At 34.8% G+C, this 14388-nt stretch carries 11 protein-coding genes; 4 read left to right on the forward strand and 7 right to left on the reverse strand.

What is annotated here, in order from left to right:
- Nucleotides 1-222: 222 nt before the first annotated feature.
- Complete coding sequence (locus C1A40_RS16405; RefSeq protein WP_102996836.1) at nucleotides 223-3666, reverse strand: methylmalonyl-CoA mutase family protein; 3444 nt, start codon at nucleotides 3664-3666, stop codon at nucleotides 223-225.
- Between the two features lie 144 nt (nucleotides 3667-3810).
- Between C1A40_RS16405 and purU the strand changes: the two genes are divergently transcribed.
- The 4 genes from purU (at nucleotide 3811) to C1A40_RS16425 (ending at nucleotide 6096) form a co-directional block, all read left to right on the forward strand.
- Nucleotides 3811-4665, forward strand: a complete 855-nt coding sequence (gene purU / locus C1A40_RS16410) for a formyltetrahydrofolate deformylase (RefSeq protein ID WP_102996837.1) — start codon at nucleotides 3811-3813, stop codon at nucleotides 4663-4665.
- A 47-nt stretch (nucleotides 4666-4712) separates the two neighbouring features.
- Complete coding sequence (locus tag C1A40_RS16415; protein ID WP_102996838.1) at nucleotides 4713-5435, forward strand: DUF4197 domain-containing protein; 723 nt, start codon at nucleotides 4713-4715, stop codon at nucleotides 5433-5435.
- Between the two features lie 171 nt (nucleotides 5436-5606).
- The gene (locus C1A40_RS16420; protein ID WP_102996839.1) at nucleotides 5607-5810 is read left to right on the forward strand and encodes a Lacal_2735 family protein; all 204 of its coding nucleotides are present in this window, start codon (nucleotides 5607-5609) and stop codon (nucleotides 5808-5810) included.
- A gap of 88 nt (nucleotides 5811-5898) precedes the next feature.
- The gene (locus tag C1A40_RS16425) at nucleotides 5899-6096 is read left to right on the forward strand and encodes a Lacal_2735 family protein (protein WP_158651395.1); all 198 of its coding nucleotides are present in this window, start codon (nucleotides 5899-5901) and stop codon (nucleotides 6094-6096) included.
- A 193-nt stretch (nucleotides 6097-6289) separates the two neighbouring features.
- Here the strand turns inward: C1A40_RS16425 and C1A40_RS16430 are convergent, their stop codons facing one another.
- From C1A40_RS16430 to C1A40_RS16455, 6 genes are all read right to left on the reverse strand, one after another.
- Nucleotides 6290-7093 (reverse strand): ABC transporter substrate-binding protein, encoded by an 804-nt coding sequence (locus tag C1A40_RS16430; RefSeq protein WP_102996841.1) that lies wholly within the window; start codon nucleotides 7091-7093, stop codon nucleotides 6290-6292.
- A gap of 8 nt (nucleotides 7094-7101) precedes the next feature.
- Complete coding sequence (gene pyrF / locus C1A40_RS16435; RefSeq protein ID WP_102996842.1) at nucleotides 7102-7926, reverse strand: orotidine-5'-phosphate decarboxylase; 825 nt, start codon at nucleotides 7924-7926, stop codon at nucleotides 7102-7104.
- A gap of 93 nt (nucleotides 7927-8019) precedes the next feature.
- Entirely contained in the window at nucleotides 8020-9096 is a 1077-nt protein-coding gene (gene prfA, locus C1A40_RS16440) for a peptide chain release factor 1 (RefSeq protein WP_068602025.1), read from the reverse strand.
- 161 nt (nucleotides 9097-9257) lie between these two features.
- Nucleotides 9258-11813: an adenosylcobalamin-dependent ribonucleoside-diphosphate reductase gene (locus C1A40_RS16445; protein WP_102996843.1), complete on the reverse strand. Its 2556-nt coding sequence runs from the start codon at nucleotides 11811-11813 to the stop codon at nucleotides 9258-9260.
- 309 nt (nucleotides 11814-12122) lie between these two features.
- Nucleotides 12123-13082 carry a DUF3078 domain-containing protein gene (locus C1A40_RS16450; protein ID WP_102996844.1) on the reverse strand — a complete coding sequence of 320 codons (960 nt, stop codon included), beginning with the start codon at nucleotides 13080-13082 and terminating at the stop codon, nucleotides 12123-12125.
- Between the two features lie 76 nt (nucleotides 13083-13158).
- Nucleotides 13159-14337 (reverse strand): AIR synthase related protein, encoded by a 1179-nt coding sequence (locus C1A40_RS16455; protein ID WP_102996845.1) that lies wholly within the window; start codon nucleotides 14335-14337, stop codon nucleotides 13159-13161.
- Nucleotides 14338-14388: the final 51 nt, after the last annotated feature.

Below are 14388 nucleotides of genomic sequence, written 5' to 3' on the forward strand. Positions count from 1 at the left end.
ACAATACTAAATAAATAGCTCTAGAAGATTAATTTACACTTAGATAGTTAAAGCAAAAAAATAACGCCTAATTTTTAGATTAAGCGTTATTAAATTCCTATAACTTGTATTATAATGTCAAAAACAAGGTTGAAAAGGCTCTTATACAACTGATTTTAAGCCGTTAAAATACAGAACACAAAAAAGAACCATTAACAAATCCTTGAATTACATATTAAAAAACTACATATTTCGTCTGTACTGGCCACCGACTTCAAATAAGGCTTCAGTAATTTCTCCTAAAGAACAAACTTTACATACTTCCATAAGCGCATCAAAAATATTTTCATTTTGAACGGCCTTTAGCTGTAAATCCTTTAACAAATCGGTGGTGTTATGAGCTTCATGCAAGTTCTTCAACGTTTTAATTTGAAGTTGTTTTTCTTCTTCGGTAGCACGAATAACTTCTGCTGGTAAAACTGTTGGAGACCCTTTACTGCTTAAAAAAGTATTCACACCAATTATTGGAAAATCACCATTGTGTTTTAACGTTTCGTAATACAAACTTTCTTCTTGAATTTTACTGCGTTGGTACATGGTTTCCATAGCTCCTAATACGCCACCTCGTTCATTGATTCTATCGAACTCAACAAGAACGGCTTCTTCTACTAAATCGGTTAATTCTTCAATTATAAAAGAACCTTGAATGGGGTTTTCATTTTTAGCCAGCCCAAGCTCTTTATTAATTATAAGCTGAATAGCCATGGCACGACGCACCGACTCTTCAGTTGGTGTTGTAATGGCTTCATCGTAAGCATTGGTATGTAAGGAGTTACAGTTATCATAAATCGCATAAAGGGCTTGAAGTGTGGTTCGAATGTCATTAAAATCAATTTCCTGAGCATGTAAACTACGTCCTGAAGTTTGAATATGATATTTAAGCATTTGAGCTCTTTCATTAGCCCCATACTTATGCTTCATGGCTTTTGCCCATATTTTACGCGCTACACGACCAATAACGGCATATTCTGGATCGATACCATTAGAGAAAAAGAAAGATAAATTCGGACCAAATTTATTGATATCCATACCACGGCTTAAATAATACTCCACATAAGTAAAGCCGTTGGATAAAGTCAACGCCAACTGGGTAATAGGATTCGCTCCTGCTTCGGCGATATGATAGCCTGAAATAGACACCGAATAAAAATTACGAACATTGTTCTCTATAAAATACTCTTGAACATCGCCCATTAAACGCAAAGCAAATTCGGTTGAGAAAATGCAAGTATTTTGTGCTTGATCTTCCTTTAAAATATCAGCTTGTACAGTGCCGCGAACTTGAGCAATGGTATTGGCTTTAATAGAATGATACACTTCTTTAGGTAAAACCTGATCACCTGTTACACCCAAAAGCATCAAACCTAAACCGTTGTTCTCTTCAGGTAAGCTACCGTTGTATTTAGGACGCGCTTCCTTTTTATATAATTCCTCTAATTTCGCTTCAACAGTATCCTCTAAACCATTTTCTTTGATGTAAATTTCACATTGCTGATCTATGGCTGCATTCATAAAATATCCTAATAACATGGGTGCAGGGCCATTTATAGTCATACTCACTGAGGTCATAGCATCGGCCAAATTAAAACCGGAATACAACTTTTTAGCATCATCTAAACAGCAAATAGAAACGCCTGCATTACCAATTTTACCATAAATATCTGGTCTAATATCAGGGTCGTTTCCATAAAGTGTGACACTATCAAAAGCTGTAGACAAGCGCTTTGCTGGCATACCCTGACTTACATAATGAAAACGTTTATTGGTACGTTCTGGGCTTCCTTCGCCTGCAAACATACGCGCTGGGTCTTCCCCTTTTCTTTTAAAAGGATACAATCCAGAAGTAAAAGGAAACTCTCCTGGAACGTTTTCTTGCAAACACCAACGAAGTATGTCACCCCAAGCTTGGTACTTTGGGAATGCCACCTTCGGTATTTGAGTATGCGAAAGGGATTCGGTGTGGGTTTCAATTTTAATTTCTTTATCACGCACCTTGAAACTATAAATAGGGTTTTTATACCTATTAACTTTAGCATCCCACCCCGTTAGGATCTCCCAATTGAACGGATCTAAATTCATTTTTAGGCGATCAAATTCGGCTATAAGTAGTTTTAAAAACTCGTGGTTTTCAGCAGGGCCAAGTTTTAAAACATTAGCTTCATCGAGGCCGAGGCCCAACTTTCCCATAAAAGATAGTTCGTCTTCTTTCTTAGTAACATCAACTACCGTACAAATCGTTTTAAAAATTCCATAGAGTTTTTGAGCTATTTCAACTTGTTCGTTAGCCTTTTTATCATAAGCTCTATTATTTTCAGATATTTCAGATAAATAACGGGTTCTAGCAGGAGGAATTACAAAAATTTTCTCACTGTTACTTAGAGATTCAACCAGGTTTGATTTTAAATCTGCTTCTGTTTTTTCAACCAACTTATTAATAATAGCCAGATATAAAGTATTCATTCCAGGGTCGTTAAACTGAGAGGCAATCGTTCCAAAAACGGGTAAATCTTCTTGAGGCGTCTCCCACAGCAAATTATTACGCATATATTGCTTTTTCACATCACGTAAAGCATCTAAAGCGCCTCTTTTATCAAATTTATTAATGGCAACTAAATCGGCAAAATCGAGCATATCAATTTTTTCTAATTGTGTGGCGGCACCAAATTCGGGAGTCATCACATAAAGTGACACATCGGAGTGTTCAATTATTTCGGTATCTGATTGTCCGATTCCCGAAGTTTCTAAAATAATTAAATCATAATTTGCTGCTTTTAAAACCTCAATGGCTTCATTTACATGCTTAGAAAGCGCCAGATTGGATTGCCTTGTGGCTAAACTACGCATATAAACGCGCTCACTATTTATGGCATTCATTCGAATACGATCCCCTAGAAGCGCACCACCAGTTTTACGTTTAGAAGGATCTACCGAAATGATACCTATGGTTTTATTAGGGAAATCTAATAAATAACGTCGAACGAGTTCATCGACCAAACTAGATTTTCCAGCACCTCCTGTACCTGTAATTCCCAGAACTGGTGTTTTTGAAGTTTTATTTATAGAATGAATTTTATCTAAAGTAGCTTTAGCTATTTCTGGAAAATTTTCAGCGGAAGAAATAACACGAGCGATATCTTTAACCGATTTACTTTGAATATCCTCTAAATGTACATCAAGCCCATGCCCAATCGCAAAATCAGATTGCTGTACCAAATCGTTTATCATTCCTTGCAGTCCCATTTCACGGCCATCATCAGGTGAATAAATACGGGTGATGCCATAATCCATTAAGTCTTTAATTTCTGAAGGTAAGATAACGCCGCCGCCGCCGCCAAAAATCTTGATATGTCCAGCACCTTTTTCCTTTAAAAGATCGAACATGTATTTAAAATATTCATTGTGACCACCTTGATAAGAGGTTAAACAAATAGCATTCACATCTTCCTGAAGGGCGGTATTAACCACTTCTTCAACACTGCGATCATGACCTAGATGAATCACCTCAACACCAGTGGCTTGAATGATTCGACGCATTACGTTTATTGAGGCATCATGCCCATCGAACAGGGAGGCTGCAGTTACGATTCTAATTTTATTTTTTGGCTTGTATATTGCTTGCTGGTTCATTCGTAAATATTCTCGTATTTTAGTCTGCCAATTTACGAAATAATCAAAATTTTAAACCATTTACTTGATATTATCTAAAACTATATTCTAAGTTTAGTCTTTTATAATTTTAACCTAATTTTGAACATTAAAGCTTAAATTCTAATGAATAAAATAACCATATTAATACATTGTAAAGACAAACCAAATATCATTGCATCAATCACAAATTTTATTGCGAATAAAGGGGGTAACATTGTTTACATCGACCAATATGTTGATCGGGAGCAAGATATTTTCTTTATGCGATTGGAAAGTGAATTTGTTTCTGATACATTCTCTACACTAGACTTTAAAACTGATTTCAAAAGTGAGCTAGCGGAAACTTTTAAAATGAAATGGCGCATTTATTCTTCTGAGAAAAAGCCGAAAATGGCTTTATTTATTTCAAAATACGACCATTGTTTATATGATTTATTAGGAAGGTATAACTCTGGTGAACTCAATCTGGAAATACCTTTTATTATCAGTAACCACAACGATTTGGAGCATATCGCTAAAAATTTCAACATTCCTTTCTACCACATCCCGGTAACTAAAGAAACTAAAAAGGAGGCTGAAGACAAACAGTTGGAGTTACTTTTAGAACATAAAATAGACTTTATCGTATTGGCCAGGTACATGCAAATTGTATCTGACAAACTGATCAATCAATACCAAAATAAAATTATAAACATTCACCATTCGTTTTTACCAGCGTTTATTGGTGCTAAACCCTACCATTCTGCTTACAAACGAGGTGTTAAAATTATAGGTGCCACCAGCCATTATGTCACAGAAGAATTAGATGCAGGACCTATTATAGAACAGGATGTTACCCGCGTATCGCATACACATGCTATTTCCGACCTGATAGCTAAAGGGCGTGATTTAGAAAAAGTCGTTCTTGCTAACGCCGTAAAACTACACGCCAATAGAAAAGTTATGGTTTATAATAATAAGACCGTAATTTTCACATAAACGGATACAAATTCAACCCGTCATTTTTTCTAAAACAACAATCACATATGATACGCAAAATTCTAGCCATTACCTTGTTAATAAACCTAACTGCTTGTGCCGAACTGCATGAAGTAGCCAAGCAATTACCTCAAACACAAACCAATATTCCAAACAGCACTATTGGAAACGCTGATATAGCTGCTGGTTTAAGGCAAGCTTTAGATTTAGGTATAGAAAAACAAGTATCAAAACTTACTCAAACCAATGGTTTTTACGGAAATGAGATGGTTAAAATTTTATTACCAAAGGAATTACAAAAGGTTGATGATGGCCTAAGAAAAATAGGGTTAGGAAACCTCGCTGATGAAGGACTAAAAGCACTTAACCGAGCTGCTGAAGATGCCGTAAAGGAAGCTACACCCATCTTTGTAGATGCTGTAAAGGGCATTACATTTAATGATGCTAAAAGCATATTAGTTGGAAGTGACAATGCCGCAACACAATACTTAAGTTCTAAAACAGAAACCTCCTTGTATAATAAATTTAATCCTGTGATTAAAAATTCCTTTAGCAAAGTAGGCGCCGATAAAATCTGGTCTAATTTAATTAACAAATACAACAGTATTCCTTTTACAGATGACGTTAACCCCGATTTAACCGACTATGTGACAGGTGAAGCTTTAAAAGGTGTTTTCACGATGATTGAAGTAGAAGAAAAAGAAATTAGAACACAATACTCATCTAGAACCACAGATTTATTAAAGAAGGTGTTTGCTTTACAAGGCTAAAATATTGTATTACCCATTTACCCTTCATAATTTTAAAACCGGATAAAAATTTATTCGGTTTTTTTTATGCACTTAAAATTTTAGTTAAAATACATTTAATTTTTTAGTTGGTTTTTTATAATTTAAACAAAAAAGATGTATATTTAAACAACTGTAAATCAACCTGTAACATTGAAACGTCTAGACGCCATAAAACTTCATCAAGATAAACTCCACAGAGACTATAAGGTTCTAGTTGAGCAGGCGTATAATTTTCGACAAACCGATTCAGAACTTAGTGATATTTCAGAATATCGCGCCATAAAACTGCTAAACAAACTCAACAGGTTAAAATATCTATATAGAGATCGAGAAAAGCAGCAATCAATAACCTAACATTTAATTACCATTTATTTAACTTTTTAAAGATGTTTGAGGCATTAAAATTGCTAATACATTAATTTATAATTAAAATTTTAACATCATGAATACGTCATTTATAAAAACACAACAAAGTAAATTATTAAACACTTACAAACAGCTTATGGAACAAGCTTATAATTTTAGACAAATGGACGCTGCTCTGAGCGATATTTTAGAGTTTAAAGCCCTTAAGTTGCTTAACGAATTAAATCGTTTAAACTTTTTAAACTCAAATCAATTGATATACTGTAAGATATAATCATTATTTATTGTTATATTAACCTCAATAAAACATCTGTACAGTCTTTTATTACGTACTTTATATAAACAAAAAAACTAAAACGTTATGAACCCTCACTTTTGTCGCGTAGGAAAAATTAAGCCTAATTTAAATAAATTAATCAGCTTAAAACAATTAGAAAATAGAATTGCAAACTTTGTAGAAGATACTACTAAAGTTGAGTATGAAGATTTAAACGGAGCGTTTTAAAATACTTAAACGCCGCCATGAGCCTTGATCCATACCAAGAAAACATTTCCCCATCTACAAGTATAGCTTTACTTTTGGGAAAAATTTCTTGTGACTTATTCTTATGAATTTCCTTAAAAGGAAAAGGCTCTGAGGATAACAAGACAAATTCAGGCGCTCTACCGGTATCTAATTTATTAGGTTCTATTTCAGGATATCTTTCTAAGTGACCGAATATGTTTTCAAACTTATTTATGTTCAATAAATAGTTTATAAATGTATGATTTGCGGCTGCCATCCAAGGAGATTTCCAAATAAAATAAGCAACTGAAACAACAGGTTTATCCTTTACAAAGTCTTGAAATTCATTAAACTCTGCTTTAATAGTTTCAACAATTTTTTCCGCTTTTAATTGGCAATTAAATAGCGCGCCATATTGTGCGATTAAATTTAAGCTATCTTCTAAATTATAGATATCGGACACATGTACCTTGCAAATACCTTCACACGCTTCTACAATTTCCTTAGTATTCTCCTCTTTATTACAAAGAATGATATCCGGATTTAGTGACTTGATTTTATCAAGATGAATTTGCTTGGTCCCCCCAATAACAGTAACCTTTTTACGCAGCTCTTTGGGGTGAATACAAAATTTGGTTATTCCCACTAATGCATCTTGCAAACCTAAATCACAAAGCAATTCGGTTTGACTAGGCACTAATGAAATGATTCGCTTAGAGCCCCCTTCTAAAGAAATTACTCTATGCAGTTGATCTTTAAACTCCATGACATCATTTAAAATGATGACGCATCTAAGATATCAGCCATTTCCTTTTGAAGTTCTTCAGATTTTTGGGCTGCTGACGCTGCAAAGTCAGTATCATTTGAAGCATAAATGATACCTCTTGATGAGTTTATAAGTAACCCCACAGTGTCATTCATACCGTATTTACAAACGTCCTGTAAATTTCCGCCTTGAGCTCCAACTCCTGGTACTAACAAGAAACTGTTTGGAATAATTTTTCTGATATCTACTAAATATTCAGCTTTAGTAGCTCCAACCACGTACATCAAGTTTTCTGAATTTACCCAGGTTTTAGAAGTTTCTAACACCTGTTTGTAAACCTCTTTACCATCAACCGTTTTGGTTTGAAAATCAAACGCCCCTTGGTTGGATGTTAGGGCTAAAAGAATGGTATGCTTATTTTCAAAAGCTAAAAATGGCTCTACGGAATCTTTGCCCATATAAGGTGCTACGGTTACCGAATCGAAGGCTAAATCTTCGAAAAAAGCTTTGGCATACATCGTACTCGTATTCCCTATATCACCACGTTTCGCATCGGCAATTGTAAAGATTTCAGGATGGTTTTCATTTAAATAATTGATCGTTTTTTCTAAAGCTTTCCAACCTTTTAACCCATAAGCTTCATAAAAAGCCGTATTGGGTTTGTACGCTACGCACAAATGATGCGTCGCATCAATTATGGCTTTGTTGAAGGCAAAAATAGGATCTTCTTCTTCCAGAAGGTGTTTCGGAATTTTATTTAAATCGACATCCAATCCTATACATAAAAAGGATTTCTTTCTTTTAATTTCCTGAATAAGTTGACTTGTTGTCATGACTTTTATTTAGAACAGATACGCTGTGTTTCACAAAGACTTTTTTTTAAGAAACACAGCGTATACTATTAATTTTTATGGTATGAGGTTACACTAAATTTGATCACTATTTGCCTTTAACTTTTCGGTGTTTTCAGCAAGTTGTAATTCATCAATAATTTTTTGAATATCACCATTAACAATATTCGATAAATCGTAAAGTGTTAAACCAATTCTATGATCGGTAACACGTCCTTGAGGATAATTATAAGTTCTAATTTTAGCACTTCTATCACCACTGGTTACCATGGTACCACGTAAAGCGGCATCTTCCTCCATCTTTTTAGCCAACTCTAAATCGTATAAACGCGAACGTAATACTTTAAAAGCTTTCTCTTTATTTTTATGCTGAGATTTCTGATCTTGACACTGCGCCACTAATCCTGTTGGAATATGTGTTAAACGCACAGCTGAATAAGTCGTATTTACCGACTGACCACCAGGACCTGATGAACAGAAAAAATCGATACGAACATCTTTAGGATTAATTTCTACATCAAATTCTTCAGCCTCAGGAAAAACCATGACAGTTGCTGCTGATGTATGCACGCGACCTTGTGTTTCTGTTTGCGGAACACGTTGTACACGGTGAACGCCAGCTTCAAATTTTAAAGTACCATAAACATCCTCTCCAGAAACTTCAAACTGAATTTCTTTAAATCCGCCATTGGTTCCTTCACTAAAATCTACTGTATCAACCTTCCAACCTTTGCTTTCGCAGTATTTTGTGTACATTCTAAATAAGTCACCGGCAAAAATACTCGCCTCATCACCACCTGTTCCAGCACGTAACTCAACTACGGCATTTTTAGTATCCTGAGGATCTTTAGGTATTAAAAGCACTTTAATTTCTTCCTCAAGTTTAGGAATCCCTTCTTTTGCTTCATCGTACTGTAATCTAGCCATTTCAACCATTTCGGCATCACTACCATCGGCGATTATTTCTTCAGCTTCAGCTAGATTATTGGTAAACTCAATGTATTCCTCACGTTTCCCCATAAGGATACGTAAATCTTTATATTCTCGATTTAACTCGACATAACGTTTTTGATCTGCAATAATATCGGGTTGAATGATTAAATCACTAACCTCATCAAAACGCTGCTTTACTATTTGTAATTTCTCTAACATCTGCCTTTTTTAATTGGATGTCAAAAATACGATAATTTATCAATTTTCAATGCCTTGAAATGGGGTTAAAATTTATGTCGATTTCATTGAACAAAAAAGGAGGTTGTTAAAAAACAGCCTCCTTTTCTTCATTTTTAAAATACTTTATAGAGTAAATTAATCTATCCGCATTTAGAAGAGCCACAATCTTTACAAGTCAAACAACCTTCTTGATAAATTAAGTTTGTAGACTTACAAGCATCGCATTTCTGTCCTTTAGCTTTAGTACCATCTTCAACATAACGTTTTAAGGCACGCACCACACCATTTTTCCAGGTATTAATAGACTCGCTATCCAATTGTAAACTGTTAATTAAATCTACAATTTTATCGATAGGCATACCATGACGTAATGTACTAGAAATCAACTTAGCATAATTCCAAAATTCAGGATTAAATTTATGTGACAGCCCTTCAATAGTCGTTTTATAACCCCTAGCGTTTTTATATTGAAAATCGTAACGTCGTACACCATCTTCCCCTCTATTCTTTATAATAACACCTTTGTTTACCCAACGCGGAATTAAAATACCATCTTCATCATCGGCAAGACCTGTAAAAACTTCGTAAGGTTTCCCGTCTATAATCCCAATAAAAGCAATCCACTTTTCTTTACTATTTTGAAAACGAACCACATCGGCCTCTAACGACTGCGGTCGCTTGGTAGGAAATGCTGTTAAAGTTTCTTCGGTTTCTTCCTTCTTCTTTTCATCATTAGAAATTAAAACACCAGAACGCGAACCATCTCTATAAACAGTAACACCTTTACATCCGACTTCCCATGCTTTTAAATACAGTTCTCCTACTAAATCTTCCGAAACATCGTTTGGCAAATTAATAGTTACACTAATCGAGTGGTCTACCCATTTTTGAATAGCACCTTGCATACTCACCTTGCTCAACCAATCAACATCATTAGAAGTTGCCTCATAATACGGTGATTTTTTAATTAAGGCGTTAATTTCATCTTGTGAATAATTAACCTTAGTATCCACACCGGTCACTTCCATCCATTGCTTAAAACGGTGGTGAAAAACCACATATTCCTCCCATGAATCCCCTACTTCATCTACAAAATCTACGCGAACATCTTTATCATTAGGGTTTACCTTCCTTCTTCTTTTATAAACCGGCATAAATACCGGTTCAATACCAGAGGTTGTTTGCGTCATTAAACTCGTGGTCCCTGTTGGAGCAATCGTTAATAAAGCTATATTACGACGACCATATTCAAGCATTTCATAATACAATTTATCATCGGCTTCTTTTAGTCGTTGAATGAATGGATTATTTTTCTCGCGTTCTATATCAAAAATCCCAAAGGCACCACGTTCTTTTGCCAAATGCACCGATGCTCGATAAGCCTCAATAGCAATAGTTTTATGCACCTCTAAAGAAAAAGCATTACCTTCTTTACTTCCGTATTTAATTCCTAGAGCAGCTAACATATCACCTTCGGCAGTAATTCCTACACCAGTTCTACGGCCTTCTTCTGCTTTACGCTGAATGTTTAACCATAAATTTTTCTCGGTTCTTTTTACTTCATCTTGTTCTGGATCTTCATCTATTTTCTTAAGAATATTATCAATTTTAAGAAGCTCCAAATCAATAACATCATCCATAATACGTTGAGCAGCTGCGACGTGTTTTTTAAACAATTCGAAATTGAATTTCGCAGAACTAGTAAACGGATTTTCTACATATGAAAATAAATTAATCGCTAAAAGACGACATGAATCATAAGGACATAAAGGAATCTCACCACAGGGATTGGTAGATACTGTTTTATAACCTAAATCGGCATAACAATCTGGCACCGATTCGTTAATAATGGTATCCCAGAATAAAATACCTGGCTCGGCAGATTTCCATGCATTATGAACGATTTTTTTCCAAAGCGCATTAGCATCAATAGATTTTGACACTTTAGGGGTTGCACTAAAAATAGGGTATTTTTGAGTGTATGTCTTTCCATCTTTTACCGCTTTCATAAACTCATCATCAATTCTTACCGAAACATTGGCACCAGTTACTTTACCTTGTTCCAATTTAGCATTGATAAAATCTTCAGAATCGGGATGATTAATAGAAACTGATAACATTAAAGCACCACGTCGACCATCTTGAGCAACCTCTCTTGTTGAGTTTGAATAACGCTCCATAAAAGGCACAATTCCTGTAGATGTTAATGCTGAATTTTTAACAGCAGAACCTTTTGGACGAATATGAGACAAATCGTGACCAACACCACCACGGCGCTTCATAAGTTGTACTTGCTCCTGATCTATTTTCATGATTCCTCCGTATGAATCGGATTCTCCATCATTTCCAATCACAAAACAATTAGACAAGGAAGCTATTTGAAAGGGATTACCTATGCCTGCCATCGGACTCCCTTGAGGAACGATATATTTAAAATCCTTTATTAAATCGAATATGTCTTTTTGCGATAATGGGTTAGGATACTTAGACTCTACACTTGCTATTTCTTTAGCAATACGCTTGTGCATATCATTTGGTGTTAACTCATAAATATTCCCTTCAGAATCTTTAAGAGCATATTTATTTAACCAAACACGAGCAGCTAGATCATCATTTTTAAAATACTTTAAAGCAGCCTGAAAGGCCTCTTCCTGTGTATATGTTTTTTGGGGTACTTCTGTTAGTTTTTCGTTCATGGATTTTTTGCAGTATTAGGATGGATTACATATTTTTTTCAGCTTACAAATAAAAGAAAAAGATACAACTTAAAACATGACACAAATCATAAAGTTGTCAACAAAAATACTCAAACACACTAACAGTCAACAACTTAAAAATTTATCAACAAAAGAAAGTTAACAATTTTTAAAAACAAAACTAACATGCAAGTAAAAAGAACCGAACAACATTCATTTAGCAAACCGCCCACTAAATACAAGGAAAGACACATCCATTTACTCTTGAAAAACCAATATTTAACGATTAAAAAACGCTTCGAATTTGAATTAAAAATCGAATGCCACGCCAACACCTAAAAACTGTTTCCATTGCACTTTGGCGCCAGCCTCATCAAACTCCCCTTCTACATCGGAAGGCACTAACGTTTTTACATCGTCGTCGTAACGTAAATGAGTTCCAAAATTAGCTCGAACAAAACTATTTACTTTAAAATCGAAATCCAATCTCCAATCGACATCTACATTTCCGAAGTTATTAATATAGTCGGAATACAAACTAATTTGATTTTTTACATTAATGTTTTTTACTAATTTCCTCTCGTAAGTATTCGTTAATAACACACCAACCTCACGTCTAAATTGTTCTCCAGGAACTACCACATTGCCTTGATCATCAAATTCTGCACCTGTCACACCAAACGCTCCTGCATTAGCTAACTTTTCATCTAGAACGAATGTGGCTTTTAAAGTTAAGGGTGAAAAATATAATAAAAACTTCTTTTTGTTTTTACTATACTCCATTCCGCCACCAAAAAACAAGTAGCCAGGTGCCATAAATTTAGAAATTGGATCACCCTCATTGGACCCAGTATAACCATTTGTTAATTGCGTTCTAAAATTAAGTCGGGCCATATAATACCACTCTGAAGCCTGGTCTGGTTTATACCCTAAGTTTGAATTGATTTCGAATAAATCATCTGTTTTTCTAACCTCCTTTTTTTGCTGCTTGTTAATCCCATAACGCAAATGCGCATCGTTATTCCATACGTAATAACTATCGGAGTAGTTAAGGACACTTTTAAAATCTAATAGACCAGAAATAGAATTGGTACCCCCTTCACTCCAGTTAACAAATACAGCTTCATTAATATCTAAGGCTACTTTATTTGTTTGCACCCATTCTGGACCTTTATAATCATCTTTATCTTCTTCAATGTACAACCAATCTGGTTGTGCTGATAAAACATTAGACACAAATAAAGTAATCAATAAGACAGAAGTTCTCATGAAAGGCTAAAATTAAATTATACAAGTCCTAATTTCATCAACAACTATTCCACATTTAGCGCACACAAAAAAAGAATCAATAAGTAAACTCACCAAACTCTGATTTTATTGTAAGCTTCTTATCACTGGAAGCTTCAACACGACCAATCACCTTGGCATCCACATTAAAGGATTTTGATATTTCAATAATAGCATCTGCAACTTCTGGAGCCACATATAATTCCATTCGATGTCCACAATTAAAAACCTGATACATTTCCTTCCAATCGGTTTTTGATTGCTCTTGAATTAATTTAAACAATGGTGGAATTGGAAACATATTATCTTTTATAATATGAAATTCATCTACAAAGTGTAGTATTTTAGTTTGCGCACCTCCAGAGCAATGCACCATACCATGGATGGTATCGCTATTATATTCCGAAAGAATTTTTTTAATTATTGGCGCATAAGTACGCGTAGGAGACAAAACGAGTTTCCCTGCATCTATAGGCGCGTTTTCAACAGCATCAGTTAATTTTACCCCACCTGAATACACTAAATCTTCTGGTACTGAAGCATCAAAACTTTCAGGATATTTTTCAGCTAAATATTTATGAAATACGTCATGACGTGCAGAAGTTAATCCGTTACTGCCCATACCTCCATTATATTCCTTCTCATAAGTTGCTTGTCCGAAACTTTCCAGTCCAACAATAACATCTCCAACCTTAATATTAGCATTATCAATCACATCACTGCGTTTCATACGTGCGGTAACTGTTGAATCAACTATAATAGTTCGCACTAAATCACCAACATCGGCAGTTTCTCCTCCAGTAGAATGAATAGTAACTCCAAAGGATTTCAAATCTTCTAACAGCTCTTCGGTACCATTAATAATTGCTGAAAGCACTTCTCCTGGAATTAAATTTTTATTTCTTCCAATGGTTGAAGACAGCATGATATTATCGGTAGCTCCAATACATAATAAATCATCGATATTCATAATTAAGGCATCTTGAGCAATACCTTTCCAAACCGAAACATCGCCAGTTTCTTTCCAATACATATAAGCCAAGGATGATTTTGTTCCTGCTCCATCGGCATGCATTACCAAACAATAATCTTCATCATTAGTTAAATAATCTGGAACTATTTTACAAAATGCCTTCGGAAACAATCCTTTATCAATGTTCTTAATAGCATTATGTACATCTTCTTTTGATGCAGAAACCCCGCGCTGCGCGTATCTTTTTGAAACCTCTTGACTCATAATATAAAATTGTGTTGCAAATTTACTTCTTTGAATTAAAAAATCCCGCTT

The sequence above is a fragment of the Tamlana carrageenivorans genome (genome assembly GCF_002893765.1).
Taxonomy (GTDB): Bacteria; Bacteroidota; Bacteroidia; order Flavobacteriales; family Flavobacteriaceae; genus Pseudotamlana; species Pseudotamlana carrageenivorans.

Bases quoted from the DNA above. Each gene is read 5' to 3' on its own strand.
- C1A40_RS16415 (WP_102996838.1), top strand. From the start codon at position 4,713: ATGATACGCAAAATTCTAGCCATTACCTTGTTAATAAACCTAACTGCT.
- C1A40_RS16430 (WP_102996841.1), bottom strand. From the start codon at position 7,093: ATGGAGTTTAAAGATCAACTGCATAGAGTAATTTCTTTAGAAGGGGGC.
- pyrF (WP_102996842.1), bottom strand. From the start codon at position 7,926: ATGACAACAAGTCAACTTATTCAGGAAATTAAAAGAAAGAAATCCTTT.
- prfA (WP_068602025.1), bottom strand. From the start codon at position 9,096: ATGTTAGAGAAATTACAAATAGTAAAGCAGCGTTTTGATGAGGTTAGT.
- C1A40_RS16455 (WP_102996845.1), bottom strand. From the start codon at position 14,337: ATGAGTCAAGAGGTTTCAAAAAGATACGCGCAGCGCGGGGTTTCTGCA.
- C1A40_RS16405 (WP_102996836.1), bottom strand. From the start codon at position 3,666: ATGAACCAGCAAGCAATATACAAGCCAAAAAATAAAATTAGAATCGTA.
- purU (WP_102996837.1), top strand. From the start codon at position 3,811: ATGAATAAAATAACCATATTAATACATTGTAAAGACAAACCAAATATC.
- C1A40_RS16445 (WP_102996843.1), bottom strand. From the start codon at position 11,813: ATGAACGAAAAACTAACAGAAGTACCCCAAAAAACATATACACAGGAA.
- C1A40_RS16450 (WP_102996844.1), bottom strand. From the start codon at position 13,082: ATGAGAACTTCTGTCTTATTGATTACTTTATTTGTGTCTAATGTTTTA.
- C1A40_RS16425 (WP_158651395.1), top strand. From the start codon at position 5,899: ATGAATACGTCATTTATAAAAACACAACAAAGTAAATTATTAAACACT.